Annotated in this window: 27 protein-coding genes and 1 tRNA gene; 14 read left to right on the top strand and 14 right to left on the bottom strand. The window is 55.7% G+C overall.

Annotation, left to right across the window (positions count from 1 at the left end; translation table 11 throughout):
- Positions 1-164 precede the first annotated feature (164 nt).
- The 3 genes from AC5JQH_RS21335 to AC5JQH_RS21325 all read left to right on the top strand — a co-directional run bounded on the left by AC5JQH_RS21335 (position 165) and on the right by AC5JQH_RS21325 (position 2806).
- Entirely contained in the window at positions 165-914 is a 750-nt protein-coding gene (locus tag AC5JQH_RS21335) for an electron transfer flavoprotein subunit beta/FixA family protein (protein WP_008171627.1), read from the top strand.
- Complete coding sequence (locus AC5JQH_RS21330) at positions 915-1856, top strand: electron transfer flavoprotein subunit alpha/FixB family protein (protein ID WP_069183602.1); 942 nt, start codon at positions 915-917, stop codon at positions 1854-1856.
- Positions 1857-1966: 110 nt separating this feature from the next.
- Complete coding sequence (locus AC5JQH_RS21325) at positions 1967-2806, top strand: putative RNA methyltransferase (protein WP_273071138.1); 840 nt, start codon at positions 1967-1969, stop codon at positions 2804-2806.
- A 10-nt stretch (positions 2807-2816) separates the two neighbouring features.
- Here AC5JQH_RS21325 and AC5JQH_RS21320 read toward each other — a convergent pair whose 3' ends face one another.
- Positions 2817-3290: a hypothetical protein gene (locus tag AC5JQH_RS21320; RefSeq protein WP_273071137.1), complete on the bottom strand. Its 474-nt coding sequence runs from the start codon at positions 3288-3290 to the stop codon at positions 2817-2819.
- A gap of 28 nt (positions 3291-3318) precedes the next feature.
- Positions 3319-3648, bottom strand: coding sequence for a hypothetical protein (locus tag AC5JQH_RS21315; protein ID WP_041645222.1), 330 nt, complete (start codon positions 3646-3648; stop codon positions 3319-3321).
- Positions 3649-3856: 208 nt separating this feature from the next.
- Here AC5JQH_RS21315 and AC5JQH_RS21310 point away from each other — a divergent pair, with 208 nt between their 5' ends.
- Positions 3857-4273: a hypothetical protein gene (locus AC5JQH_RS21310; protein WP_014577128.1), complete on the top strand. Its 417-nt coding sequence runs from the start codon at positions 3857-3859 to the stop codon at positions 4271-4273.
- Between the two features lie 57 nt (positions 4274-4330).
- Positions 4331-5572 carry a saccharopine dehydrogenase family protein gene (locus AC5JQH_RS21305; protein WP_493790885.1) on the top strand — a complete coding sequence of 414 codons (1242 nt, stop codon included), beginning with the start codon at positions 4331-4333 and terminating at the stop codon, positions 5570-5572.
- Here the strand turns inward: AC5JQH_RS21305 and cydC are convergent.
- Genes cydC through AC5JQH_RS21285 form a run of 4 tightly spaced genes read right to left on the bottom strand, consistent with a single transcriptional unit; the run spans position 5569 to position 11337 of the window.
- Positions 5569-7185, bottom strand: coding sequence for a thiol reductant ABC exporter subunit CydC (gene cydC, locus AC5JQH_RS21300; protein ID WP_483241570.1), 1617 nt, complete (start codon positions 7183-7185; stop codon positions 5569-5571). The two genes, AC5JQH_RS21305 and cydC, sit on opposite strands and share 4 nt — an antisense overlap.
- Complete coding sequence (cydD, locus tag AC5JQH_RS21295) at positions 7178-8890, bottom strand: thiol reductant ABC exporter subunit CydD (RefSeq protein ID WP_493805959.1); 1713 nt, start codon at positions 8888-8890, stop codon at positions 7178-7180. Before cydD ends, cydC begins: the two co-directional genes overlap by 8 nt.
- A complete protein-coding gene (gene cydB, locus AC5JQH_RS21290) occupies positions 8891-9892 on the bottom strand; it encodes a cytochrome d ubiquinol oxidase subunit II (RefSeq protein ID WP_493805958.1) in 1002 nt (333 codons plus the stop codon). It lies immediately after the preceding gene.
- Positions 9893-9894: 2 nt separating this feature from the next.
- On the bottom strand, positions 9895-11337 hold the full coding sequence (locus AC5JQH_RS21285; RefSeq protein WP_493805957.1) for a cytochrome ubiquinol oxidase subunit I: 1443 nt from the start codon (positions 11335-11337) through the stop codon (positions 9895-9897).
- A 183-nt stretch (positions 11338-11520) separates the two neighbouring features.
- Between AC5JQH_RS21285 and AC5JQH_RS21280 the strand changes: the two genes are divergently transcribed.
- Together AC5JQH_RS21280 and AC5JQH_RS21275 are read left to right on the top strand one after the other, a co-directional pair.
- Positions 11521-12162 (top strand): class I SAM-dependent methyltransferase, encoded by a 642-nt coding sequence (locus AC5JQH_RS21280; protein WP_405419815.1) that lies wholly within the window; start codon positions 11521-11523, stop codon positions 12160-12162.
- 75 nt (positions 12163-12237) lie between these two features.
- A tRNA-Leu gene (locus tag AC5JQH_RS21275) sits at positions 12238-12324 on the top strand.
- A 528-nt stretch (positions 12325-12852) separates the two neighbouring features.
- Here the strand turns inward: AC5JQH_RS21275 and AC5JQH_RS21270 are convergent.
- Positions 12853-14154, bottom strand: a complete 1302-nt coding sequence (locus AC5JQH_RS21270) for an IS1380-like element ISMaq3 family transposase (protein WP_011784498.1) — start codon at positions 14152-14154, stop codon at positions 12853-12855.
- Positions 14155-14262: 108 nt separating this feature from the next.
- On the opposite strand from AC5JQH_RS21270, the gene AC5JQH_RS21265 reads away from it, so the two are divergent.
- The 4 genes from AC5JQH_RS21265 (at position 14263) to AC5JQH_RS21250 (ending at position 18219) form a co-directional block, all read left to right on the top strand.
- Positions 14263-15129: a retron St85 family effector protein gene (locus AC5JQH_RS21265; RefSeq protein ID WP_493805990.1), complete on the top strand. Its 867-nt coding sequence runs from the start codon at positions 14263-14265 to the stop codon at positions 15127-15129.
- A 1-nt stretch (position 15130) separates the two neighbouring features.
- Positions 15131-16057, top strand: a complete 927-nt coding sequence (locus AC5JQH_RS21260; RefSeq protein WP_405419810.1) for a retron St85 family RNA-directed DNA polymerase — start codon at positions 15131-15133, stop codon at positions 16055-16057.
- A gap of 96 nt (positions 16058-16153) precedes the next feature.
- Positions 16154-17455 carry an IS1380-like element ISMaq3 family transposase gene (locus AC5JQH_RS21255; protein WP_011784498.1) on the top strand — a complete coding sequence of 434 codons (1302 nt, stop codon included), beginning with the start codon at positions 16154-16156 and terminating at the stop codon, positions 17453-17455.
- Between the two features lie 602 nt (positions 17456-18057).
- Positions 18058-18219 carry a hypothetical protein gene (locus AC5JQH_RS21250; protein WP_493805956.1) on the top strand — a complete coding sequence of 54 codons (162 nt, stop codon included), beginning with the start codon at positions 18058-18060 and terminating at the stop codon, positions 18217-18219.
- 12 nt (positions 18220-18231) lie between these two features.
- Here AC5JQH_RS21250 and AC5JQH_RS21245 read toward each other — a convergent pair whose 3' ends face one another.
- Genes AC5JQH_RS21245 through AC5JQH_RS21235 form a run of 3 tightly spaced genes read right to left on the bottom strand, consistent with a single transcriptional unit; the run spans position 18232 to position 20149 of the window.
- The gene (locus AC5JQH_RS21245; RefSeq protein WP_405419804.1) at positions 18232-19035 is read right to left on the bottom strand and encodes an enoyl-CoA hydratase-related protein; all 804 of its coding nucleotides are present in this window, start codon (positions 19033-19035) and stop codon (positions 18232-18234) included.
- Positions 19036-19088: 53 nt separating this feature from the next.
- The gene (locus tag AC5JQH_RS21240; RefSeq protein WP_053115334.1) at positions 19089-19967 is read right to left on the bottom strand and encodes a DMT family transporter; all 879 of its coding nucleotides are present in this window, start codon (positions 19965-19967) and stop codon (positions 19089-19091) included.
- 38 nt (positions 19968-20005) lie between these two features.
- Positions 20006-20149 (bottom strand): hypothetical protein, encoded by a 144-nt coding sequence (locus AC5JQH_RS21235; RefSeq protein WP_167450411.1) that lies wholly within the window; start codon positions 20147-20149, stop codon positions 20006-20008.
- Between the two features lie 188 nt (positions 20150-20337).
- Here AC5JQH_RS21235 and AC5JQH_RS21230 point away from each other — a divergent pair, with 188 nt between their 5' ends.
- A complete protein-coding gene (locus tag AC5JQH_RS21230) occupies positions 20338-21129 on the top strand; it encodes an enoyl-CoA hydratase (RefSeq protein WP_405419802.1) in 792 nt (263 codons plus the stop codon).
- Positions 21130-21154: 25 nt separating this feature from the next.
- Here the strand turns inward: AC5JQH_RS21230 and AC5JQH_RS21225 are convergent, their stop codons facing one another.
- The 3 genes from AC5JQH_RS21225 to AC5JQH_RS21215 are packed head-to-tail and all read right to left on the bottom strand — an operon-like array spanning position 21155 to position 23378.
- On the bottom strand, positions 21155-21706 hold the full coding sequence (locus tag AC5JQH_RS21225) for a DUF192 domain-containing protein (protein WP_405419799.1): 552 nt from the start codon (positions 21704-21706) through the stop codon (positions 21155-21157).
- Positions 21670-22431, bottom strand: coding sequence for an ABC transporter permease (locus AC5JQH_RS21220; protein WP_008171593.1), 762 nt, complete (start codon positions 22429-22431; stop codon positions 21670-21672). The genes AC5JQH_RS21225 and AC5JQH_RS21220 overlap by 37 nt, the downstream gene beginning before the upstream one ends.
- A gap of 26 nt (positions 22432-22457) precedes the next feature.
- A complete protein-coding gene (locus AC5JQH_RS21215) occupies positions 22458-23378 on the bottom strand; it encodes an ABC transporter ATP-binding protein (protein WP_008171591.1) in 921 nt (306 codons plus the stop codon).
- Between the two features lie 132 nt (positions 23379-23510).
- On the opposite strand from AC5JQH_RS21215, the gene AC5JQH_RS21210 reads away from it, so the two are divergent.
- On the top strand, positions 23511-23972 hold the full coding sequence (locus tag AC5JQH_RS21210) for a hypothetical protein (RefSeq protein ID WP_039881896.1): 462 nt from the start codon (positions 23511-23513) through the stop codon (positions 23970-23972).
- Between the two features lie 89 nt (positions 23973-24061).
- Complete coding sequence (locus AC5JQH_RS21205) at positions 24062-24373, top strand: hypothetical protein (RefSeq protein WP_008171587.1); 312 nt, start codon at positions 24062-24064, stop codon at positions 24371-24373.
- Here the strand turns inward: AC5JQH_RS21205 and AC5JQH_RS21200 are convergent.
- Positions 24366-24971 carry a hypothetical protein gene (locus AC5JQH_RS21200; RefSeq protein WP_493791352.1) on the bottom strand — a complete coding sequence of 202 codons (606 nt, stop codon included), beginning with the start codon at positions 24969-24971 and terminating at the stop codon, positions 24366-24368. The genes AC5JQH_RS21205 and AC5JQH_RS21200 overlap by 8 nt on opposite strands.
- Positions 24972-24999: the final 28 nt, after the last annotated feature.

Below are 24999 nucleotides of genomic sequence, written 5' to 3'. Positions count from 1 at the left end.
CCCCGGTCAATACCGGGGAATTGGCTGAAAGTTCAGTCCTGGCGCGTCGTTTGAGGCTATTGATTCTGCCGTGTGTTGCCTCCATTATTAGTGCGCATTGAATTTCGGCAGGCTCTGCGCGAGGACTGCAAGTCATAAACCCATCGTAGAAGAACGAGGAATCTATGAAGGTTCTGGTCGCTGTAAAACGAGTAATCGACTACAACGTAAAGGTGCGCGTCAAGCCGGACAACACCGGTGTTGACCTCGCCAACGTCAAGATGGCAATGAACCCGTTCTGCGAAATCGCGGTAGAAGAAGCCGTTCGCCTGAAAGAGAAGGGTGTTGCCAGTGAAATCGTGGTGGTATCCATTGGCCCGAAAGCCTCCCAGGAGCAGATTCGTACTGCGCTGGCGCTGGGTGCTGACCGTGGTATCCACGTCGAAACGGACGAGGAGGTTCAGTCTCTCGAAGCGGCCAAGCTGCTCAAGGCTGTTGTTGAGAAAGAAGAGCCGAAGCTGGTCATTCTTGGCAAGCAGTCCATCGATTCCGATAACAACCAGACTGGCCAGATGCTGGCCGCGCTGACCGGCATGGGTCAGGGTACTTTCGCTTCCGAAGTGGTTGTTGAGGGCGACAAGGTTAACGTAACCCGCGAGGTAGACGGTGGTCTGATGACCGTTGCTCTGAACCTGCCTGCGGTTGTCACTACCGACCTGCGTCTGAACGAGCCGCGCTACGCTTCTCTGCCGAACATCATGAAGGCGAAGAAGAAGCCGCTGGACAACATGAGCCCGGCTGATCTGGGTGTCGACATCGCTCCGCGCCTTTCCACCCTGAAGGTTGAAGCGCCTGCTTCCCGTCAGGCGGGTGTGAAAGTGGCCGACGTTGCCGAGCTGGTCGATAAACTGAAGAACGAAGCGAAGGTGATCTAAATGAGCATCCTTGTAATTGCTGAACATGACAACAGCAGCCTGAAACAGGCTACCCTGAATGTTGTAGCGGCTGCCAAGGCCATCGGCGGAGACATCGACGTACTGGTTGCCGGTGAGAACTGTGGTGCCGTTGCTGAAGCAGCTGCGAAGGCCGAAGGCGTTAACAAGGTGCTGGTTGCCGACAACGCTGCTTATGGTCACTTCCTGGGCGAAAACCTGGGTGAGCTGGTTGCCGAAGTAGGCAAGGGCTACAGCCATATTCTCGCCGCCGCTGGCACCGTGGGCAAAGACTTCATGCCGCGCGTTGCTGCGCTGCTGGACGTTGCCCAGGTTTCCGACATCATGCGCGTGGAGTCCGAAGACACCTTCGTTCGCCCGATCTACGCTGGTAACGCCATTGCCACTGTAAAATCCAGTGACAGCATCAAAGTCGTTACTGTTCGTCCGACTGCGTTCGACCCGGTTGCTGCTGAAGGTGGCTCCGCTGCCGTTGAACAGCTGGACGTTGTAAAAGACGCTGGCCTGTCCCAGTTCGTTAGCGAAGAGCTGGCCAAGTCCGACCGCCCTGATCTGGCAAGCGCCGGTATCGTGGTTTCCGGTGGTCGCGGCATGCAGAACGGTGACAACTTTAAGATGCTGGAGCAGGTAGCCGATCTGATGGGTGCTGCGGTTGGCGCATCCCGTGCTGCTGTCGATGCCGGTTTCGTGCCGAACGACATGCAGGTTGGCCAGACCGGTAAGATTGTTGCTCCGCAGCTGTACATCGCTGTGGGTATTTCCGGTGCCATCCAGCATCTGGCCGGTATGTCCGATTCCAAGGTGATCGTTGCGATCAACAAGGATGAAGAAGCACCGATCTTCCAGGTTGCTGATTATGGTCTGGTAGCGGACCTGTTCGAAGCCGTTCCGCAGCTTGAAGAAGAGCTGAAGAAAGTTCTGTAACTTTCTGCCTGGCTTGAGAAAAGGCACCTTCGGGTGCCTTTTTCTTTTGGGTGAAGCCAGAATACCTGCCATCATATCTGACCCCCACGGTTGAACCGGATATACAAACCATGACCACGATGCCGTTTGATGCCTTAGCCTGCCCACTGGACGGCTGCCCACTGGCGCCCAGCGAAAAGACCTGGCGTTGCGAGAACGGACACAGCTTCGACGTTGCCCGGCAGGGCTACGTGCATCTGTTACCCGTTCAAAAGAAACGTTCCCTGGACCCGGGTGATAGCAAGGAAATGGTCGCAGCCAGACAACGGTTTCTGAATGCAGGGTTCTACACAAAGATCGCCGAGGCTGTGAGCAATCAGGTATTGCAGTGGCTCCCGAGCGAGGGCACTGGATCGATTCTGGACGCAGGCTCTGGTGAAGGTTATTACCTTCGACACCTCGCGAGCTTGGCTGGCGCCAGAGATATCTCCATGATCGGCGTCGACATCTCCAAGTGGGCGGTTCTGGCCGCGGCCAAACAGGACAAACAGACCCGGTGGGTGGTTGGCAGCAATGCCAACCTGCCAATACTGCCGGAATCCCTGGATCTCGTGCTTTGCCTGTTCGGTTTTCCGGTTTACAGCGAGTTCGCCAGAGTGCTCAAGACTGGCGGGAAGGTGATGCAGGTGGATGCCGGTGCAGACCATCTTCGGGAACTGCGTGAAATCATTTATCCCGAACTGAAACCACCCGCAGACACTGAGATAGTTGATCCCGAGGGCTTCCGGACCCTGGATTCGACCGTGCTAAGGTTCCCGTTGAGTCTTCCGGACCAGGACAGCATCGCCGATCTCCTGGCCATGACACCCCATCTTTATCGGGCCAACTCGGAGGGCCTTGAGAAGGCTGCTTCGCTCGAATCACTGGTGGTGACAGTCGACGTGGTTCTGAAATGCCTGGAAAGGCGTTAACCCCCGAATTTCATTGACCGTCGTCGGAACCCTGAGCCTTGCCGCTCTTGCGGGAGGCGAGCCGCCTTTCTGCTTTCCCGATGATCAGGGTATCGGCGAGGATGTGCAGGGCCTTGTTGGTTGTGCGCACGGTCTTGTAGATCTGTTGACTCTTCTGGTCATGGGTGGCCCGAGCTTTGCGGGCAGTCTGCCGGAACTCTTCATCCTTCGAGAACAGATCAATCAGCCCGAAAGTCGTGTTCGAGATTGCTTTGTGCAGCTTTTCTACGGCGCTCGCGCCACCCGAAACCGAGTCCTCCAGCAACCGCGCCCGGTTCCGGACCTCGAGAAGATCCATTCTGCTTTTCTGGATGGCACTGTGCGCCGACACACGGTGGGAATTGAGAATCCGTGCTTCACGGCGACAGAGCAGCAGCTGCCAGTAGGCGATGCAGAATCCGCAAAAGGCCAATAGCAGCAACAATACGATTGCGGCCAGGTTCATGATGGGGCCCTCCAGTCACACATTGCGATCATCGATACTCAATCTGCATATCCACGTCGATTTCGCGCTCTGTCATCTCTTCCTCAAGTTCTTTCATCACTTCCTGGTACACCATTTTGCGAACCATCACGGGGAGTTTGTCGGCAAGCACTCGGGCAGAGCGTGACTCCCGCTTGGCCAGGGCAATCGGATCCAGTACCCGAAGCGTAATAACCAGCTCCGGTTCCTGCTCGGAATCTGCGATATCGTCGTTCTCCATCATTCGGGCGATCACTTTGCGCTGTTCAAGAACCTGCCAGCAGACAAAGCCGCTGAACAGGACAAGCAGGATGCTCAAGACTGTTAAAAAGGTGATCAATTCGAACCTCCGGAAATCGTTTTCTTGCTCTGCCTGCCAGTGTGCCCCAAGCAGTATGACAAACGATTGGCCGTGAAGACGGATTTACCGGTGTTGCCGGGAAAGTAGAACGAGCGCTCAAAACTGTTAACATTGGTTGCAGTTGTTCAATGAGCTACGCAGAATCAACGGGTTAAGGCCGACTATTCATACCAACAGAGGATTGTTCATGGTTTGGTTCAAGGCGTTTGCAAGTGGTTTTCTCGCAACCCTGGTGTTTCATCAGGGCCTGTTCGCACTGTTCTGGCTCGGGGGCATCGTGCCCGCAGCGCCCTTCAACCTGTCACCGGTGCCGCCGCTGGGTGTGCCCCAGGTTGTGTCATTGGCGTTCTTTGGTGGCCTTTGGGGCATGTTGTTGTGGCTGATCCTTGGGCGCCTGGCAGGGGTGAAGTTCTGGCTGGGGCATGTCATTGTAGGGGCTGTAGGTCCCACCGCAGTCGCCATGCTGGTTGTATTCCCCCTGAAAGGGCTAGATGTCTCGGCCCAGACCTGGGTGGGCGGCTTGCTCCTCAACGGTTTCTGGGGCCTGGGTGTTGCCGTATTCATGCGTCTGATGGGCGAGAAAGCGGTTGCCGGGCTTCGCTAAAATACCATTGATTCGTTATCAATTTCTGTTGTCATCACTGTTTACTAAGGAAGAGCAATGACCAAATCCGCAGAAACAGCCCATGATCTGGTGGTGTTCGGTGCCACCAGCTTCGTCGGCCAGATTCTTACCCGTTACTTGCTCGAGACCTACGGTGTAGGCCAATCGGTACAATGGGCGATTGCCGGACGCTCCGAGAGCAAGCTGAATACGCTGAAGAGTAGCCTAGGCGACAAAGCCAGGGATCTGCCGGTGATTCTTGCCGATGCCGCCGACGACGCAGCACTCAAGTCCATGTGTGAGCAGACCCGCGTGATTATATCCACGGTCGGCCCTTATGCGCTTTACGGCGAGCCGCTGGTCAAGGCTTGCGTACAGACTGGCACGGACTATTGCGATCTCACCGGCGAAGTTCAATGGATTCGCAAGATGGTGGAGCGTTACGAGGCGGAGGCGAAAACCTCCGGAGCGCGCATTGTCCACTGTTGTGGTTTCGATTCGATTCCCTCTGACATGGGCGTCTGGTTCCTGCAGAATCAGGCGGAGCAGACGTTCGGAATGCCGTGCCAGGATGTCCGCATGCGGGTCAAGACCGCCAAGGGCGAGTTCTCCGGCGGTACGGTTGCCTCCATGATGAATGTGGCGAAGGAAGCGGCGGCGGATCCGAAGCTGCGCAAGGAGCTGGCCAACCCGTTTTCCATCTGCCCGCCGGAACATCGCTCCAAGACCCGGCAGCCCAGCCTCAAGGGCGCCGAGTTTGATAAGACGTTCAACGCCTGGCTTGCTCCCTTCGTGATGGGCGCCATCAATACACGGGTGGTGCATCGCTCCAATGCCATGCAGAACGCGCGGTACGGCAAGGAATTCACCTACGATGAAGCCATGATGACCGGTCGTGGCACCAAGGGCCGGCTGGCTGCTTATGCGATCACCGGCGGCCTGGCGGCGTTCTTTACCGCCTCGGCGATCAAACCGACTCGCTGGCTGGTGGAGAAGTTTGTCCCCCAGCCGGGCGAAGGCCCAAGCCCCGAAGCCCAGAAAGCGGGGTTTTATGATCTGCGCTTTGTTGGTCGCACCGAGGACGGCAAGACCATCATCACCAAAGTGACCGGCGATCAGGATCCGGGCTACGGTTCCACCGGCAAGATGTTGGGCGAAGCGGGCATGTGCCTGGCGTTCGATAGTCCGGCGGATCAGCCGGGTGGGTTCTGGACACCGTCTTCTCTGCTGGATGGCAAGCTGATGGACAGGCTTACCAGCAAGGCGGGGCTGACGTTTGAGGTTCTCGAAACCCGCTAACCACTCAGGTAGATCACACGGTCGGTGCCCGGAAGGGCATCCGACCCGTGTGCGAGACTGACCACGGTTTTCCCTTCCAGAAGCGATTCCATCCGTTTTGCTATCCTCGACCGGGTCTCGGCATCCAGGCCAGTGAACGGCTCATCCAGTATGACCAGGGGAGCTGGGTTCAGTAACACCCGTGCCAGCGCCACTCGTCGAGCCTCGCCACCTGAGAGCCTGCTTCCGGCGCTGCCCAGCCAGGTATCGAGTTGGTCCGGTTCGGTAGCGAAGCGCTCAGCCAGTTCCATCTGCTCCAGCATGCTCCAGAGTTCCGTGTCCGAAGCCTCCGGAGAGCCCAGTAACAGGTTGGCCCGCAACGTGTCTTCAAACAGCACGGTTTTCTGGGTCAGGTAAACGCAATCCCTCCGCGCCAGGCTTCCCTGAGCAACCGGCAAAAGGCCGGCTAGCACATCGGCGAGTGAAGATTTTCCGCTGCCGGAGTGGCCCAGAATACCGATGCGTTTGCCATCCTCAATCTCAAGATTGAAGCGCGTGAACAGCGGCGCGTAACCGGCGTGCTTCACCGCAATGTTGTCTGCAAGAAGGGCGGTTTCCAGCGGCAATTCTTGCTTTTCGTTGACAGCCTGCCGTTCCTCTTCGCGGCAATCGCGGTTCAGGCGCGCCGCGGAAGCGATGGTGGCTCCGAGCTTGCCAAAGGCATCAGGCAGCATGGCATAGACCTCAGCCAGTCCGAGCAGAGCAATGGGCAGTAAAACCAGCACAGGCCCGGATAGCGTGCCCGCCTGGAACAGGGCAAAACCCGCCCAGAGCGCCAGGACCGCAGAGAGATTTACCAGCAGATGGGTTCCGGCCAGGTGCCAGCCCACGCGGGTATCCGTTTTTGCCTGCTCTGAGGTTACCTGATGGGCCTGGCGCATAAGCCAGGCAGCATGTTTACCAGTGCGACCGGCCGCAGTTAGTTCGGAGAAACCTTCAATATGTTCAATGACCGCCGTTCGCAATTCTTCCTGCCGGTCGCTTTGCCGGGCCGCAAGTTGCCAGGTTCTGAGGTAAACACCAACCGTTGCGACCGCCAGGGCAATCACAAGAAGCAGGCCTACCAGTACAGCGGTTCCAACATCAAACAGAATGGCTGCCAGCACCACCACCAGGAGGGTTACCAGGCCAGCCAGAGCCGTAGGCGCGATCAACCGGAGGTACAGGGTATCGAGGGCATCGACATCGCTGGTCAGGCGCGAGAGCCACTGGGCGCCACTCAGCTCTCCCCGGCGTACGCGCGTGGCGCGGGACAGCTGAGAGAACAGGTTCACGCGAATATCTGTAAGCAGTCTCAGAACCGTATCGTGGTTATATACCCGTTCCAGATACCGGAACACTGTTCGGGACACAGCGAAAAACCGGATAGCGCCACCGGGCACGTAAAGGTTAATAGTGGCCGCCACCCCGGCAGCCAGGAGCAATCCCACCAGCGCCGTTTTGGTAAGGAACCAGCCAGACACAGCCAACAGCGCAATGCCGGAGAGCAGGGTAGCGAGAATCAGAAAACCACCTACCACCAGGCGTCCGGGCCGCTTTAAGATCAGCTCCAGCCATGGTTTCAGCTCACGCATCCCGAACCTCCCCGCCGGAGACCAGCAGAACCCGGTTTGCCAGTGTGAGCAAGGCCTGGTGATGGGTGGAGAAGATCAGGGTCTTGCCGGCTACCGCCAGTTTGTGCAGCGCCTCCAGCACAAACACCTCACTGTCGCTGTCGAGGCCCGCGGTAGGTTCATCCAGCAGAATCAGGTCATAATCTGCCAGGAAAATACGCGCCAGGCTCAGCCGCCGGGCCTGTCCGCCGGAGAGGCCCTGGCCCTCCTCAGATACCGGGCTGTAGATGCCCTGTTGCCGGCTGTCCAGCAGGGAACCAAGGCCGACATTGCGCAGGGCGGTTTCAATGGCAATATCGGAGGCATCTGGCGTAGTCAGTCTGAGGTTATCGGCCCAGGTACCCTGAACCAGGAAGCCTTTCTGCCCCAGCCAGCCGAACCGGAAACTTCCCGCTGATTCGCCAAACAGGTGGAGCTCACCGGTATCCGGTGCCATAAAACCGGCCAGCAGATGCAGCAGGGTAGACTTGCCGCCGCCCGAGGGGCCGGTGAGGGCAATCACTTCGCCTTTTTGGATGGTCAGCGCCAGATCCTGAATCACGGGCTGATCCGACCGAAAGCGTTTGCTGACGGACCGCAACTCGATGCGATCATCCGCGCCCGCCACCGGTTTGCTATCCGTAGACGTGTCGAAGTGCGCTGGCGAACCAAGCCGTTCAAGAATTTCTGTGCCCGCGCCCATGGCCGCGGCGCGATCGTGATAATGCTGTGACAGCGTCCGTAAGGGCTGGAAGAACTCCGGGGCCAGCAACAGAATCAATAGCCCGGAAAACAGCGTGAGATCTTCGGACGGGCCATAGGTGATGTAGCCCAGCAAACCAAAACCGATGTAAATGGCGATAACGGCAATGGCCACTGAGGCAAAGAACTCCAGGACCGCGGACGAGAGAAACGCAATCCGCAGTGTTTTCATGGTAACGCGCCGATAGTGATCGGACCGTTTGCGAATGAGTTCTGCAGCGCCCGTCGTCTGGCCAAACAATTGGAGGGTGGTTAGCCCGCGCACCTTGTCCAGAAACTGCCCGGAGAGCCGGCTGATGGTCTCGAAGTGCTGCTGGTTTAGCTTTTCCGCGCCCATGCCCACCAGCGCCATGAACAGCGGAATCAGCGGTGCAGACAACAGCAGGAAAATACCGGCCAGCCAGTCCAGCCAGAACACGAGAACGAGGATCAGCAGGGGCACGATCATCGACAGCGTCATTTGCGGCAGAAAACGGGCGAAATAACCGTGCAGTGCTTCCACGTGGTCAATCCATTCCCGGGCAAGGGTGCCTGCGGAGAATTGGCCCAGCTCTACCGGGCCGTTGGCCTGCCAGTGTTTGTGGAGCTGGCGCCTGGCATCCCGCCGTACCTGTTCGCTGCAACGGGCAGCAAAACGCGTCTGAAAGCCCTGGCCAAGTGCCCGAACCGCCAGTGCGAGAATGAGCCCAAGGAAGAGGGGAGTGAGGTCCGCAATAGGGACCTCGTCAATCACGCCCAGATGAATTATCCGGGCCAACAAAACCATCTGGATGATGGTCGCTATGCCGGCCACTGTGCCCGCTGCAACAGCACTGCGGATCCAGAGGCGATTGCCGAGGGCAAGCTGCGCGAGCCAGCCTTTGACGGCTTTCTGGTCAGTGGCGGGGGAATCTCCCCCGCCATCATTGGCCAGTGACTCCGCCACTCAGTGGTATCCCTCTCCGGCGCGCACCTTGCCGCGGAAGACCCAATAGGTCCAGGCAGTGTAGGCCAGAACAATCGGGATCACGAACAGCAGGCCCAACAACAGGAACAGCTGGGATTCGTAGGCAGACGCCGCTTCCCAGAGGGTATATTCCGGCGGTACAACGTAAGGCCAGCGGCTGACAACCAGGCCCAGATAGGTGGTGATGAACAGCCCCATGGTAGCCACGAACGGCATGCCGTCTTTCCGATCACGAACCGCTCGGTAAATCTGGATGGCGCACAGCAAAGTCAGTACCGGCAGAATCCAGATGATGGTCAGGTTGGAAAACCAGCGCTCACGAACCATGTCATCCACAAAGGGTGTCCAGACACCGATGATGCCAAAGACTACAAGAACCGCGAGGAGCAAGGGCAGGGTGATCTTATAGGCCCACTGTTGCAGGTAGCCCTCGGTTTTCATGATCAGCCAGGTAGAACCCAACAGGGCGTAGCCCGCCAACATGCCCAGGCCTGTCAGCACCGTGAACGGCGTGAGCCAGTCCAATGCGCCACCTACAAAAACGCCGTTGGCGGTTTCGAAACCCTGGATATAGGCGCCGACGACAGCGCCCTGAGCGAAAGACGCAACGGTTGAACCGCCTGCAAAGGCCCAGTTCCAGAGATACCGCGAGGTGCGGGCCTTGAACCGGAATTCAAACGCCACGCCCCGGAAGATCAGCCCGGCCAGCAGCAGGAACACCCCAATGTACAGAGCCGGCAGGAAGATGGAATACACCATAGGGAAAGCCGCCAGAAGACCGGCGCCACCGAGCACCAGCCAGGTTTCATTGCCGTCCCACACCGGGGCCACCGAATTCATCATGGTGTCGCGGGCTTCCTCGTTCGGAGCAAAGGGGAAGAGAATGCCCACGCCCAGGTCGAACCCGTCCATCAACACATACATGATGATGCCGAAGCCGATAATGAATGCCCAGATAAGAGGCAGATCAAACAGTTCCATAATCAGTGACCTCCCTGGTTGACGGGCTTGGCAGTACCAACAGTATCGTCAGAATTGTGGTCAATTTCGAAAGGCACGTGTGCAGCGGAGAACGGACGCTTGGGTCGATCTGCCTCGTGTTCGTCCTCATCACGGTCTTCAAGACCGACATACAACACACGCATGAGGTAGTAGACACCGGCAGAAAACACCAGAGCGTACACCACGACATAGCCGATAAGTGTGAACAGAGCCATACCACCGGTCAGTGACGGGGTCAGGGCCTCGGCCTGGGTCATCTGGCCGTACACCAGCCAGGGCGCCCGACCTACCTCGGTCACGAACCAGCCGGTCAGCACTGCAAAGAAAGGTGCAATGCTCATAAAGCGCATACCCTGAAGGAACCAGTTGGTGCGCCAGTATCTACCGCCCGCACGCAGAACCAGGCCGGTAACCGCGAAGGCGATCATCAGAAGGCCAATGCCCACCATGATACGGAACGACCAGAACACGATTGCGACGGGTGGTTGCTCGTCAACAGGAACCGCGCTTACACCCGGCACTTCACCGTCCCATTCGTGGGTGAGAATGAAACTGGCCAGACTGGGAATGCCAATCTCAAACAGGTTGCGCTGGTTTTCCTGATCGGGAATGGCAAATAGCAACAACGGCACGTTACGGGAGGTTTCCCAGTTACCTTCCATGGCCGCGACTTTGGTCGGCTGGTGCTCAAGAGTGTTCAGGCCGTGGAAATCCCCCAGAACTGCCTGGGCAGGCGCAATGAACAGCAACAGCCACAGGCACATGGAGAGGGCTTTTTTGTTCGCCTCAACCTCGCGACCGCGTAGCAGATACCACGCACTTACGCCCGCCACCACAAAGCCGCCGGTCAGGAAGGACGCCAGCGCCATATGAGCGAACCGGTAAGGGAAGGAGGGGTTGAAGATCGCCTCGCTCCAGGAAGTCACGTAGAAGACGCCATCGCGGAGCTCGGTGCCCGCCGGAGTCTGCATCCAGCTATTGGCCGAGAGAATCCAGAAGGAGGAAATAAAGGTTCCCGTCGCAACCATGATGGCGGCAAACAGATGAACGCCCGCCGGCACCTTATCCCGACCGAAGAGCAGCACCCCGAGGAACGCTGCTTCAAGGAAGAACGCGGTTACGACCTCATAACTCAAAACAGGACCAAGGAAATTGGCAGAGGCCTGGGCAAAGTTACTCCAGTTGGTACCGAACTGGAACGACATCACAATACCCGACACCACCCCCATGCCGAAGACCACGGCGAACACTTTGGTCCAGAACGCAGAAAGCTTTATCCAGATCGGATTCTCGGTTTTGAAGGCCAGGCCTTCGAGTACCGCGATGTAGGAAGCGAGGCCGATGGTAAACACCGGAAAAATGGCGTGAAATGACACCACGAACGCGAACTGGATTCGCGATAGGATGAGAGGATCAAGTTCCATGGGAACCCTCCGGTAACGATCACATCATAACAAACGGGCCCAGCGAACCCGTTCAGCCGCTGCCTTAGCTCTGATTGTTATATTGTTATTACCGGCAGATGGTTACTATGCTACTAAATAAGCTAGCAGTTTCGATAGGGCCGATTGTCGCACCCTTGATTTAAAACAATTATGGTGATGCCGATGAGCTTTTACGAAGACAGAATACTGCCTCACATCATAGACCGGGCTTGCTCAATGGGCCAGGTGATGAAACTTCGCAGCCAGGTAGTTCCCCACGCCAAAGGGGTGGTTCTGGAAGTGGGCATGGGCTCGGCCATCAACATGGAATTCTACAATGCCGAACACGTAGACATGGTGTACGGCCTGGAGCCCTCAGAAGGCATGCGCCGCAAGGCCCAGCCGAACCTCGCACGATCCCCCATCAAGGTAGAGTGGCTGGACCTGCCCGGAGAGAAAATCCCACTGGAAGACCACTCTGTCGACACCGTACTGCTCACCTTCACCCTGTGCACCATCCCCGACTGGCAGGCCGCGCTAAAGCAAATGTGGCGGGTACTGAAACCGGGCGGCGAACTCCTGTTCCTGGAACATGGCGAATCCCCCCACGATGGCACCCGCAAGTGGCAACACCGCATCACCCCAGGCTGGAAAAAGCTGGCCGGCGGCTGCCACCTGAATCGCCACATCGCCGACCTGATCCGACACGCCGGCTTCGAAATCCAGGAACTGGAAAATCTCTACATCCCCAAGGCGCCCAAAATCGCCGGATACATCTACAAGGGCAGGGCAACCAAGCCCACAGTAGCCAGCCCAGCAGCTTGAAGGCGAGGGCAGAATCCGAATTGCGTTACCCCACGCAGACTTATACAATTCTGCCCGTCAAAACCTCCCCCGAATGCTCCGGTGGTGAAATTGGTAGACACAAGAGACTTAAAATCTCTCGACCGTTAGGTCGTGCCGGTTCGATTCCGGCCCGGAGCACCATCAATTTCACTGCTAAGTGGTTCGATCATGTCTTCCGGAGTCGCCACCTTTTCATGTAGACGTTTTGAGAAAACGCCCTCCAGCGATTTGCTCCTACTGAAAAAAAAGAATACCCTCTAAATTCCTTTACGCGAATGCTCGATTTGTTGATTTGTCGAGTTGTGTCTGGTGTATATCCGGACCCCAAATTATTGTTGGCACTTAGGTGCGCTGGAGCCGCCTCAGTCTCCATGCGGAGCCTGAGTCGTCTCCAGCGCCCCTTTAAGGTAAAGGCTATATAAAAAGAAATGACAGCCGTGTCTTCTGGCCACCATCCGTTTGAGCAATTCAAGAAAGTCGAACTAGAGAGCTCTAGGCTTAACCTAGCCCGGATTTCTCATAGTGCTCCAACAACCTTCGCAGACCAAGCCTGGTAGTGCCAGATCCGAGTGGTCATGGTCGAAGTTGGCGATTATTTAGCCAGTTTCCGGCATTCAGGCACAACTCCCCCTTTCCCCCATTGGTATCGGGCCGGGGGAGCCCGATTATCTACTGGGGCACCAAGCGCTGAACCAGTGCTGAGAGATCGTTCTTGTGTGGATAGCTATCACTCATCAACACCCGTATTCGGCGGGTGTTGCGGATGATGACTGCGCCAACCTTGATCAGCTTCAAGCGCAAGGTGCCGGCACTCATACGTTCGAAGGGCGTGTTTTTCAGATGCACCCGCAAACGCTCGAACAGGGTGTAGGCGAAGCCGGATAAGATCAGCCGCCACTGGTTGGTCCACCAGTGTGTGCTGGAGGTGCGACCGGCAAACAGATCCAGTTGTTGATCCTTGATCCGGTTCTCCATATCACCCCGTGCGCAATACTGTTCGTAGTAGAGCTTGAATCCGTCATCGTAGCGGGAGCTGATAACGAACCGGGGGTTCGGGCCTTGAGGGCCATATTCCAGGCGCGCAACCACCCAGCGTGGCTTATGCCAGCTTCGGGCTTTGTAGCGGAAGCGGAAGGTGCTGGCGAGCTTATGGCCATGAGCCTCGTAGTAGGTCCGGACTTTGTCCATGGCTGGGGCGGCAAGCGCCTCCAGCCGCTGGTTGCGGGCCATGCCTACGATGTAATCCACCTGGTTGCGATCGCACCAGGCCAGCAGTCGGGGCTTGCTGAAGTGGGAGTCGCCCCGGAACACGATCCGGGTCTGTGGCCAATACTCGCGAATAAATCGCACCAGCAGCGCCAGAATGGCCCAGCTGTGCCGGGCATCACCTCGATTGCTGGTGCGCAGATAGCTCACCAGCAAGTGCCTACCGCAGAAGACGTAAAGCGGGAAGTAGCAGTGATGGTCGTAATACCGGTTAAAGAACTTACCCGGCTGGTCGCCGTGCACCGGAATATCGGTGCCGTCAAAATCCAGCACGATTTCCTTGGGCGGCTTCTCATGCTGCTCGATAAAGTGGTGCCAGAGCAACTCATGCGCTTTGACAATGGTTTGCCGATCCATCGCCTGCTCCATTCGACAAAGCGTGGACTTGCCGGCCAGAGTCGAGGCATTCCCCGTGGCGGTTTGTAGTGCCTGATCAAAGCGAAGCGCTTCATGATCATTCAGATCTTCGTAGCCACCGGCCACACCGTAGACCCGTTGCCGGACCAGGGACTTGAGCTCATGACGAATCATCCGGGGATCCCGCTGGTCGGTCAGAGTCTCGGCCAGCCGTTGGGTTAACCGGTGTTGTTTGTCGACTTCGCGCAGTAACAGCAAGCCGGCATCGGAGGTGATATGGCCTCCGGAGAAGTCGGTTTCAATCTGGCGGCGGGAAAGTGGCGAGAAGGTCAGTTTTTGAGGTACCATTTTGGATAGCGGTTGTTGGTGTTGATTGATGGTGTAAGGTCCTGAAATTTTAACACTTTCAGCCGCTTTCTTTTATCCCCTCATGAGAAATTCGGGCTAGAGCCTCACATCCTGTTTATCTGCGGTGGTGAAGTCGATGTAAAGCAAATGGACACCCTATCGTTACGCGAGCGGTTTTTTGAATCGTTCGATGAGCATGGCTATCCAACCTATCATGACTCCTGCATTAGAGCTGAGACCTTCAAGGATTACCATGAAACAGGTCAATATAAAGATCTTGCAGCTTTTGAAAACGATTTAGCACACATTGCGTCATTACTGGTAATTTTTCTTGAGAGTGCTGGCTCTATAGTTGAGTTGGGCCTTTTTTCAGCGAATGAAATGCTTCGCAAAAAGCTTTTGGTTGTCGTAAATCAAAAGCATCACAACAACGATTCTTTTATCAAGCTTGGCCCCCTAGCCACGCTCAGGAGAGCCAACAAAGATAGCGTTTGCGTATATCCTTGGGAACTCCACAATCCAGCCGGAATTAGCAAAGACGATTTGGGTTTCATATTTGAGGATGTGAACTCTGCACTGTCTAAGATTGATGCAACTATTAAATTTGACAAGGATGACCCTGGTCATATTTGCTTTTTAATTTACGAGGTAATAAGGATATACCGGGCACTTAGGATTGGGGAAATTCGAAAGCTGTTAAGTTTTCATGGAATAGAAATCGATAATGTCAGAATAAACAACTTTATTTATTTGTTAAGTATTTCTGAATATGTAAAGGAAGAAAATTTAGGGCGAGATACATTTTATGTTTGCGTGAAGTCTTTTAAAAAAATTAAGTATAAATCTAAAGATTTGTCCGATAGGTTTGATGACAATAGCATGTTTCTTGAGTCTTCTATTTTTTACTCGCGTGAAGAATCGGAAAAAAGACGGCATAGAATCATTGAAATGAATACTACGCCAGAGGGTGTCTAATATGTCATTTATAAATGAAGTGTCCAAGAATATTAGCATTCCATCTGGAGAGTTATCTCGTTACGCCAAAACCTGCCCGAGGCGTTACAAAGTTTATTATATTCGGAAACGGAACGGGAAGGGTTTAAGAGAGATTGCGCAGCCAGCAGCTCCTGTAAAGAAATTACAGAGAGAAGCTTTAGAAGTCCTGAAGCCGGTACTTCCTATTCATGACAGTGCTATGGCATACAGGGAGGGACGCTCTATAGTTGACAATGCCGATAGGCATAAATCGAACCCCTATATCCTGAAAATGGATTTTCGTAATTTTTTTCCTTCGATAAGGCCTGAAGATTTTATAAGTGTCTTAGAGAAGAATGTTGGCGAAGTTGACAGCACAGACCTTAATTTCTTTACTAATCTATTCTTCAGATCTGTGAATGAAAACTTAGGATATCGACTTAGTATTGGTGCTCCAAGTTCTCCTTTTATATCAAACTGTATTATGTTTGAATTCGATAGTGCGATGTCTAAAGAATGCGAACGGTTAAACGTCACTTATACACGCTATGCTGACGATTTGACGTTTTCTACCGCAAAAAAGGGTGAATTATTCGGGTTCCCTGACCTTGTAAGGGAGATTTTGATTACAACACCTTCTCCAGACTTAGAAGTCAATAACGAAAAAACCGTTTTCTCATCGAAGAAACACAACCGACATGTAACCGGTTTGGTCCTAACAAACGACGGAAATGTGTCTCTAGGTAGAACTAAAAAACGTGAGATTAGATCTTTGATATATCATTACAAGAATGGACACCTAGACAATGATCAAATAGAGAAGCTTATCGGAACCGTAGCATTCGCTAGACAAGTAGAGCCAGACTTCTGGAGACGCATCAAGCTTAAGTACGGCTTAGACGATAGCTTTTTTAAAATTAAGCCCTAGCCCGAATTTCTCATGAGGGGATAAAAGAAAGCGGCTGAAAGTGTTAAAATTTCAGGACCTTACACCATCAATCAACACCAACAACCGCTATCCAAAATGGTACCTCAAAAACTGACCTTCTCGCCACTTTCCCGCCGCCAGATTGAAACCGACTTCTCCGGAGGCCATATCACCTCCGATGCCGGCTTGCTGTTACTGCGCGAAGTCGACAAACAACACCGGTTAACCCAACGGCTGGCCGAGACTCTGACCGACCAGCGGGATCCCCGGATGATTCGTCATGAGCTCAAGTCCCTGGTCCGGCAACGGGTCTACGGTGTGGCCGGTGGCTACGAAGATCTGAATGATCATGAAGCGCTTCGCTTTGATCAGGCACTACAAACCGCCACGGGGAATGCCTCGACTCTGGCCGGCAAGTCCACGCTTTGTCGAATGGAGCAGGCGATGGATCGGCAAACCATTGTCAAAGCGCATGAGTTGCTCTGGCACCACTTTATCGAGCAGCATGAGAAGCCGCCCAAGGAAATCGTGCTGGATTTTGACGGCACCGATATTCCGGTGCACGGCGACCAGCCGGGTAAGTTCTTTAACCGGTATTACGACCATCACTGCTACTTCCCGCTTTACGTCTTCTGCGGTAGGCACTTGCTGGTGAGCTATCTGCGCACCAGCAATCGAGGTGATGCCCGGCACAGCTGGGCCATTCTGGCGCTGCTGGTGCGATTTATTCGCGAGTATTGGCCACAGACCCGGATCGTGTTCCGGGGCGACTCCCACTTCAGCAAGCCCCGACTGCTGGCCTGGTGCGATCGCAACCAGGTGGATTACATCGTAGGCATGGCCCGCAACCAGCGGCTGGAGGCGCTTGCCGCCCCAGCCATGGACAAAGTCCGGACCTACTACGAGGCTCATGGCCATAAGCTCGCCAGCACCTTCCGCTTCCGCTACAAAGCCCGAAGCTGGCATAAGCCACGCTGGGTGGTTGCGCGCCTGGAATATGGCCCTCAAGGCCCGAACCCCCGGTTCGTTATCAGCTCCCGCTACGATGACGGATTCAAGCTCTACTACGAACAGTATTGCGCACGGGGTGATATGGAGAACCGGATCAAGGATCAACAACTGGATCTGTTTGCCGGTCGCACCTCCAGCACACACTGGTGGACCAACCAGTGGCGGCTGATCTTATCCGGCTTCGCCTACACCCTGTTCGAGCGTTTGCGGGTGCATCTGAAAAACACGCCCTTCGAACGTATGAGTGCCGGCACCTTGCGCTTGAAGCTGATCAAGGTTGGCGCAGTCATCATCCGCAACACCCGCCGAATACGGGTGTTGATGAGTGATAGCTATCCACACAAGAACGATCTCTCAGCACTGGTTCAGCGCTTGGTGCCCCAGTAGATAATCGGGCTCCCCCGGCCCGATACCAATGGGGGAAAGGGGGAGTTGTGCCTGAATGCCGGAAACTGGCTAAATAATCGCCAACTTCGACCATGACCACTCGGATCTGGCACTACCAGGCTTGGTCTGCGAAGGTTGTTGGAGCACTATGAGAAATCCGGGCTAGAAATTGGTAATGTCGGATACAGTTGTTGACAGAACTCCAAGGTAGCAGATGAGATTCACTGTTGAGTTTCTCCCAGGGATAAGCGGTAGCGGCGGGCAAGGCGTCGATTTTCGCCCTTTGTGACTTCCTGAACCTGAGTGGGTCGCGAAAGGCGGTCGAGCCAAGATTCCTTAGTCTTGTCGTGCCCGCCCTTGTCGTTTTTTTTGGAAGTGTAACTTCCCGCCTGAAAAACCTCGCTAACCATCACCGTGCTCCAGCATAAATACCTAAAGGCTTGTCTTTAGATGGGGCACCGAAATAGATCATGTGACAACTCAGGTATTCACCAGTTTCTTTAGACACTTTTGCCATTTCGCGGCTCTGAATAGGTGATCGACGTTCCCACTCCCGGCGTAAGCATTACCTCAATGTTTTCCTTACAAGGAGACAGAACGCCATGGCCGAAGTTGAAGCTATTGGTAAGCAAATCGCAGATTACGTGAACGATCCGGTCGAGAAAGCCAAACGGCTGATTGTCACGCCTGTTGGGCAGGCCAGGATGGTTGTCTGCACGCCATCACCCGGTCAGGGGGCTTCTTCAGCGATTCCTGCCGGATAGGCGGCCTTCACACTATTTCTTGGACATAGCCTCCAGCATTTCATTAACCGCTTCCAGATGCTCCGGCTCGTTATGGCACATGCCCTGGAAGTTGGCACACACGTCCAGAAAGTCCTTCAGTTCCATTCTCGGCGCCATTTTCATCAGGCGTTTGGTGAGCCGCGTGGCTTTTGGCGGCTGGCTGGCCATGCGGCTTGCCATGGCGTTTGCGGCGTTCATCAGTTCGTCCACCGGTACTACCTCCAGCACAATGCCCAGCTCCTTTGCCTCTGTAGCATCGATCACCCGGCCGGTGAGCGTAAGCTCGAACGCGCGCTGGTAGCCGATCAAGCGCTGCATGAACCAGGCACCGCCGTCGCCCGGAATGATGCCGAGGTTGAGGAAGGTTTCGCCGAACTTTGCACTTTCCGAGGCAATGCGGATATCCGCCATGTTGGCCAGATCAAAGCCGGCACCAATGGCAGGTCCGTTCACGGCGGCGATGATGGGCACTTCCACATTCTGGAGAGCCAGAGGAATGCGCTGGATGCCTTTGCGGTAGCGGTCGGCGCATTCGGCCACGTCTCCGGCGAAATCGCCGCTGCGGTTGGCCATATCCCGGATGTTGCCGCCGGCGCTGAAGGCAGAGCCCGCGCCGGTGATCACCAGTACCGACACATCGTCGCACTGGTTCACCCATTCCGCGGTGGTCACGATGTCGTCGATCAGGTTTGAGCCTGTCAGCGCATTGCGCAGGTCGTGACGGTTCAGAGTAAGCGTGGCGACACGGTTTTCGAGGGTCAACAGGGCATCGGTGAGCTTGGGTACGGTGGTCATTATTGCGGTTCCTTGTTTTTGATCAGCGCGTATCTTCGCGCGCGGGAATTGGGTTAATCAACTGCCACCCGCGCTTTTCGGTACCGGCTTACTTCTGTCCAGCCATGCACCGCCAGGGCGGAGAATACAATAACACCACCTACCAGGCTGAGCTTTGGCGGTACTTCGCCGAGGAATAGCCAAACAAGGAAAGACCCGAACACGGTTTCCAGAAGCAGCATCAGGCTGACTTCCGCCGCCGGAATATAGCGGGGGCCAATCTGGATCAGGATGCACGCAGTGGGCAGGAACACCAGACAGAGCAGAGCGATAAAGAAGAAATCACGGGCCGAGGGCATCTGCGCACCACCAAGCAATGCCGCAACACCTGCCAACACCAGCGCGCCGAACATAAGCATCACGCTCATATCGCTGTCGGGTTTGGAGCGCGCTACGTTGAGGTTGGAGGCCAGGGCAGTGGCGGCAACCACGGCCATCAACAGACCCAGAGGGTCGCCCTTGCCGAATTCTCCCACGGCCATGAAGGTGGCGCCGGTGACGCACACCAGAATAACTACCCAGGTGCGAAGAGGCAGCGTTTCTTTCCATACCGCCCAGGCAATCACGGCCGCGATGACCGGCGCGGTGTTCAGGATGACCAGCACATTGCCGGCGGCTGTGTTCTTCATGCCAACCACGAACCCGAGGGTACTGATGGCAAAGGCACCGGCACAGAACAGGCCTTTACGGCCGCATTTTCGAATTTCAGGCACCAGCCGGGAACGGTATCGCGCCCAGCTGATCACAAAAAAACTGATCGCCAGTAACAGGCCGCGCCAGAACAGAAAGACCACAGGATCCACGGAGGTGATTTTCACCAGCAACGCATCGGGCACTATAAACAGCACGCCCAGAGCCGCGATGGTCAGTCCTTTGATTCTGGTCGTCTGCAACGTGGCTTCGCCTGTTCCGGTGTGGTGGTTCGGTTAATTTATGGGTTGTCCTGTTCCGGCAGCGGCTGGATGCTGTTGATGTCGCCGGTTGGTGTTGCTGGCTCGTCTTTTACGATTATGAAGACTGCTCCGCCGATAACCGCGATGGCGAAGATCGCTTTGAGGATCATCGATTTTGACATGTGTTATTCCTCTCTGCAGTTTTGGCCTCTTACAACACCCTATGGGCAGCAGAGGTCTATAACAACCGCAACGCATTGAAAACTGAGCATCCTACAAAAGTCGCTTCGACAGTATAGACGCAGTCAGCAATACTCTGGATAAGATTCCAGAATGCCCGGTGCAGCAACGATTCAAATGGAGTGTCCACATGACTGAACAAACACAAGAGCTGGTGCACAAGTACAGCGAAAATGGCATTACCACGCTTACACTGAACCAGCCGGAGAAGAAAAACAGCCTTTCCATGGCGATGCTTGAGGCCTTGTCTGAAGAGCTGGCGATCATCGCCTCCGATTCGGAAACGCGGGTTGTCGTCCTTGCGGCTCATGGCAGCGTGTTTTGTGCCGGCCATGACCTCCGGGAAGTGCGTGAGCAGTTTGATAGCCATGAATTCCAGCTGGCCCTGTTTAACCAGTGTAGCAAGGTGATGCAGCAGATCGTGAACCTGCCCCGGCCAGTCATTGCGCGGGTTGCGGGTGTTGCGACCGCCGCCGGCTGCCAGCTGGTGGCCAGCTGCGACCTGGCCGTGGCGGCCGATACCGCCCGGTTTGCGACGCCTGGCGTGAATATCGGGCTATTCTGTTCCACGCCGATGGTGGCGCTGTCCCGGAATGTGTCACGCAAGCACGCGATGGAAATGCTGCTGACCGGTGAGATGATTGGTGCCGTGAAAGCTGAACGCATCGGACTGGTCAATCAGATTGTTGATGAGCAGCACCTGGACGAAATGGTTTACAAGCTGGCGCGTACCATTGCCGACAAGTCTGGTCATACTCTGAAGATTGGTAAGGAAGCCTTCTACCGGCAACTGGAAATGCCGCTGGAGGACGCTTATGAGTACACCTCAGAGGTGATGGCAGACAACATGATGGCGAACGACGCCCAGGAAGGTATCTGCGCATTTCTGGAGAAGCGCAAGCCAGAGTGGCAGGACAGCTGAACCGGTTGCTGAGACATTGCCCGGCCTAATTTGCCGGGCAATTGTCCTTTCCGATGGCAAGCCGGTCGCCCGTTCCGATTCCATGTTCCAGGAAAAAGCCGGCGTTCATCTCCACGGCCTCGATGAATGGCACACCGGCCGGGTAGGTGGGGCAACCGGAGCCGCTGGCCGAGGGGCAGGGCACCATCTTGCGAATGCTGCCAATCTTGCCATCCTCGTTCAGGTAGGCGATGTCGAGGGGAATCAGGGTCTTGTACATCCAGAATCCGTGGCTGGCTGATCTCGGCTCGTGGTATTTAAACAGCATCCCGGCATCGGGAGCCATGGACGTACGGCCCATCAGTCCTTTCTGGCGTTGCTCGGAAGTGCTGGCAATCTCGAGTTGCACTGGCACCACGCCCGACGCAGACACAAAGCAGGCCTCGACAACCGGCAGGCCGTCCTGAGGTGCTGCAATGCCCGAGGAGCAGCCGTAGAGCAATAAGCTGGCTGCAAGGAGGGCCCAGACTTCCGCCCCCCGAACCGGGCTTGATGCGCAGGTCACGAGCGCAACCGGTAGCCGGTCTTGAAAATCCACCAGATGCCGACCATGCAGGCCGTGAGGAATACGAGGGTCATTCCCACACTGATGGCAATATGAACGTCAGACACGCCGTAAAACGCCCAACGGAAACCGCTGATCAGGTAAACCACCGGATTGAACAGGCTCACGGTCTGCCAGACCTCTGGCAGCATGTCGATTGAATAGAAGGTACCGCCAAGGAAAACCAGCGGTGTGACAATCATCATCGGCACGATCTGCAGTTTTTCGAATCCGTCGGCCCAGATGCCGATAATGAAACCGAACAGGCTGAAGGTCACCGAGGTAAGCACCAGGAAGGAGAGCATCCAGAAGGGGTGCAGTACGTCGTAGTCCACGAAGAACTTGGCGGTCGCCAGGATGATAAGCCCAAGAATGATGGACTTGGTGGCAGCAGCACCGACATAGCCCAGCACCACTTCCACATAGGAGACCGGGGCAGAGAGCACTTCATAAATCGTGCCCGAGAACTTGGGCATGTAGATGCCGAAGGAGGCGTTCGAAATACTTTGCATCAGCAGCGACAACATCACCAGGCCGGGGATGATGTAAGCGCCGTAGGCGATGTTGTCGATGTCGCCCATCCGCGAGCCAATCGCTGAGCCAAACACCACGAAATACAGGCAGGTGGATATAACCGGCGAGAGCACACTTTGCATCACAGTGCGCTTCATGCGGGCCATTTCAAAATTGTAGATTGCGCGGATACCGTACAGGTTCATGCATTTCTCCAGAATAGCCGGCAGTTTTACTCGTGCACCAGGCCGACAAAAATCTCTTCAAGGGAGCTTTCCCGGGTTTGAAGGTCTCGGTATTCGATACCGAGATCGCCAAGCGTGCGGAGCAATCGGGTTACCCCTGCCTGCTCTCGCTGGGAGTCGAAGGTGTATATCAGCTCGTAACCATCCTCTGACAGCTCTATCGGCTCCAGAGTCAGTTCACCGGGCACCTTGTCCAGTTTGTGCTGCAGCTGCAGTCGCAACTCTTTCTTGCCCAGCTTGGTCATCAACTGGGCCTTGTCCTCGACCAGAATGATCTCGCCACCGCGAATGACACCGATGCGATCCGCCATTTCCTCGGCTTCTTCGATGTAGTGGGTGGTGAGGATGATGGTCACGCCATGTTCCCGAAGTTTGCGCACCATTTCCCACATGTCCCGCCGCAGTTCAACGTCGACGCCCGCCGTGGGCTCATCCAGGAACAGTATCTGGGGCTCATGGGAGAGCGCCTTGGCAATCATCAGGCGGCGCTTCATGCCACCGGAGAGAGACATGATCCGGTTGTTGCGCTTGTCCCAGAGAGAAAGATCTTTCAGGACTTTCTCGATGTGCGCAGGTTTCGGCGCCTTGCCGAATAGCCCACGACTGAAGGAAACGGCATTCCAGACAGTTTCGAATGAATCGGTGTTGAGTTCCTGTGGCACCAGGCCGATGGTCTCGCGGGCCTTGCGGTAGTCTTTGACAATATCGTAACCGGCGGCCGTTACCTGTCCGGAGGAGGCATTGACGATACCGCAGATGATACTGATGAGCGTGGTCTTGCCAGCGCCATTGGGGCCGAGGAGGGCGAAGATCTCGCCACGGCGGATGTCCAGGTTAATGTCTTTCAAAGCCTGAAAACCGTCGCCATATACCTTGCTCAGGTGCTTAACGGAAATATCCGGCTGCACGGGCGTGTCCTGTGGTCAGAATGGGTCGAATTGAAGGCGCAGTATTTTCTCATGAGTAGCGCCAGTTTAGAAACCTTTGCCTCGGCCGGAGAAAACCCCATAATGCCGGCCGGGTTTGTTCGGGAAGCGGTTATGTTACGCGCGATTGCTGTTACAGGATTGATTCTGGCCGTGGTTGGTGCCGGTGTGTTCGGTTGGCGCCTGCTGGGAGACACTGGCAAAACGTCCGGCGGAGAAAGTCAGACCGTTCAGTGTGATCTGCTGGAAAGCGGTCCGTGCCAATGGTCAAATGGTTCCGGAGATTGGCAGGTTGCCCTCAACACCATGGGCGTGGGCGCTCAGGGCACCGAATACCAGCTAACCGTTGCCACGCCGGAGCGTCCGGAACGCTTTCTGGCTGTTCTCCGGGGCGAGTCCATGTACATGGGCGAGTACCCGGTGCCCCTCGGCAAACAGTCGGAAAACCAGTACTCCGCCCGTTTCACAGCGCCGTTCTGCACCGTGGATGGCAAAATGACCTGGCGCATTGATCTGCAACAGGGCCAGGAACCCATCGAAAACATCCCGGTTAAGCTGGTTTTCCAGGCCGAATAGCACCGGGACAGCTGAACCGACAACTGGTCGGCTGACAACGGTCCGGGATTGTGTAAAATCATCTCATCGCCATTTGCAGGGACAACGTGATGGATTACGGAGATAGCGTTCAGAAGGTTCTGCTCAGAAAAATCCGCAAAGCCGAACAGGATCTGATTCAGCTAAAGCTGGATTACTGCCGGTTTGTTTTCGGCCTGACTCATCGCGCGAAAGTGCTGGCCGGCGGCGTAACCTATGTGGTTCGTTCCGTGGATGTGGACAGCATGGCAAATACGGATGATGGCGGCTTCAGCCGGCCTGAAATAACCGGAACCCGAGTGGACGAACAGGATCATGCGGAACCCGTTGCCCTGGGTACCGACTGGGTACTTGAAACCGCAAACAAACAGGCTGCTAAATAAACGCGTTGGCAGTAATGGCGTCGTAAAGACTCGACGTGGGCGGTACGAAATGGTTGTATCGCCAGAACTCCGCACCTTCCAGACCCGCCCGGAAACAAGCCAGATAAACCGCACTGTCTGTTAATGTGCTGATCGCCTGCATCGCCTCCGGTTGACGAATCCCCGTTTTTCGATTGATGGTCTGGGCAACAATCCCGGCCAGTGCCTCGGAATGCCGACTGCCTTTGTCGCTCAGGGCGCACCCGGCACCGTACAGCCAAGCCGTGGCATAGGCTTTGACCGCATCGGGTGCGGTCGCTAGCACCAGACCCTTTACACGGCAATCCCGTTCCTGGAGACCAACCAGAATGTGCAATCGGGTGATGAGCTCAGCCCGGTCCGGAGCAGCTTCAGGAGTCGGCCTTCTGCTGGCAACCGGCCATTCGGAATTGTTTGAGGGCAGGTCGGTAGCTACCGTGTCCCTCGTTGCTGGCCAGATTTCCTGGCGACCGACTGCGATGGGTTCGGAACGCACCAGCGAGATAACCCGCACAGCCAACAGGACAAGCAGCGCCAGCAGCCCGACCTGAATGAAGAGAATCAACCCGTTAACCATCATCACCAGAACTCTGAATGTTGCAATAGGT

The sequence above is a fragment of the Marinobacter sp. H13 genome (assembly GCF_059072335.1).
Note: the sequence above shows the minus strand (reverse complement) of the source record. Positions and strands in the feature narration are given on the sequence as shown.

Bases quoted from the DNA above. Each gene is read 5' to 3' on its own strand.
- cydB (WP_493805958.1), bottom strand. From the start codon at position 9,892: ATGGAACTGTTTGATCTGCCTCTTATCTGGGCATTCATTATCGGCTTC.
- AC5JQH_RS21235 (WP_167450411.1), bottom strand. From the start codon at position 20,149: ATGTCAAAATCGATGATCCTCAAAGCGATCTTCGCCATCGCGGTTATC.
- AC5JQH_RS21260 (WP_405419810.1), top strand. From the start codon at position 15,131: ATGTCATTTATAAATGAAGTGTCCAAGAATATTAGCATTCCATCTGGA.
- AC5JQH_RS21330 (WP_069183602.1), top strand. From the start codon at position 915: ATGAGCATCCTTGTAATTGCTGAACATGACAACAGCAGCCTGAAACAG.
- AC5JQH_RS21325 (WP_273071138.1), top strand. From the start codon at position 1,967: ATGACCACGATGCCGTTTGATGCCTTAGCCTGCCCACTGGACGGCTGC.
- AC5JQH_RS21335 (WP_008171627.1), top strand. From the start codon at position 165: ATGAAGGTTCTGGTCGCTGTAAAACGAGTAATCGACTACAACGTAAAG.
- cydC (WP_483241570.1), bottom strand. From the start codon at position 7,185: ATGCGTGAGCTGAAACCATGGCTGGAGCTGATCTTAAAGCGGCCCGGA.
- AC5JQH_RS21250 (WP_493805956.1), top strand. From the start codon at position 18,058: ATGGCCGAAGTTGAAGCTATTGGTAAGCAAATCGCAGATTACGTGAAC.
- AC5JQH_RS21270 (WP_011784498.1), bottom strand. From the start codon at position 14,154: ATGGTACCTCAAAAACTGACCTTCTCGCCACTTTCCCGCCGCCAGATT.
- AC5JQH_RS21285 (WP_493805957.1), bottom strand. From the start codon at position 11,337: ATGGAACTTGATCCTCTCATCCTATCGCGAATCCAGTTCGCGTTCGTG.
- AC5JQH_RS21230 (WP_405419802.1), top strand. From the start codon at position 20,338: ATGACTGAACAAACACAAGAGCTGGTGCACAAGTACAGCGAAAATGGC.
- AC5JQH_RS21245 (WP_405419804.1), bottom strand. From the start codon at position 19,035: ATGACCACCGTACCCAAGCTCACCGATGCCCTGTTGACCCTCGAAAAC.
- AC5JQH_RS21220 (WP_008171593.1), bottom strand. From the start codon at position 22,431: ATGAACCTGTACGGTATCCGCGCAATCTACAATTTTGAAATGGCCCGC.
- AC5JQH_RS21320 (WP_273071137.1), bottom strand. From the start codon at position 3,290: ATGAACCTGGCCGCAATCGTATTGTTGCTGCTATTGGCCTTTTGCGGA.
- AC5JQH_RS21200 (WP_493791352.1), bottom strand. From the start codon at position 24,971: ATGATGGTTAACGGGTTGATTCTCTTCATTCAGGTCGGGCTGCTGGCG.
- AC5JQH_RS21310 (WP_014577128.1), top strand. From the start codon at position 3,857: ATGGTTTGGTTCAAGGCGTTTGCAAGTGGTTTTCTCGCAACCCTGGTG.
- AC5JQH_RS21305 (WP_493790885.1), top strand. From the start codon at position 4,331: ATGACCAAATCCGCAGAAACAGCCCATGATCTGGTGGTGTTCGGTGCC.
- AC5JQH_RS21280 (WP_405419815.1), top strand. From the start codon at position 11,521: ATGAGCTTTTACGAAGACAGAATACTGCCTCACATCATAGACCGGGCT.
- AC5JQH_RS21255 (WP_011784498.1), top strand. From the start codon at position 16,154: ATGGTACCTCAAAAACTGACCTTCTCGCCACTTTCCCGCCGCCAGATT.
- AC5JQH_RS21205 (WP_008171587.1), top strand. From the start codon at position 24,062: ATGGATTACGGAGATAGCGTTCAGAAGGTTCTGCTCAGAAAAATCCGC.
- AC5JQH_RS21210 (WP_039881896.1), top strand. From the start codon at position 23,511: ATGTTACGCGCGATTGCTGTTACAGGATTGATTCTGGCCGTGGTTGGT.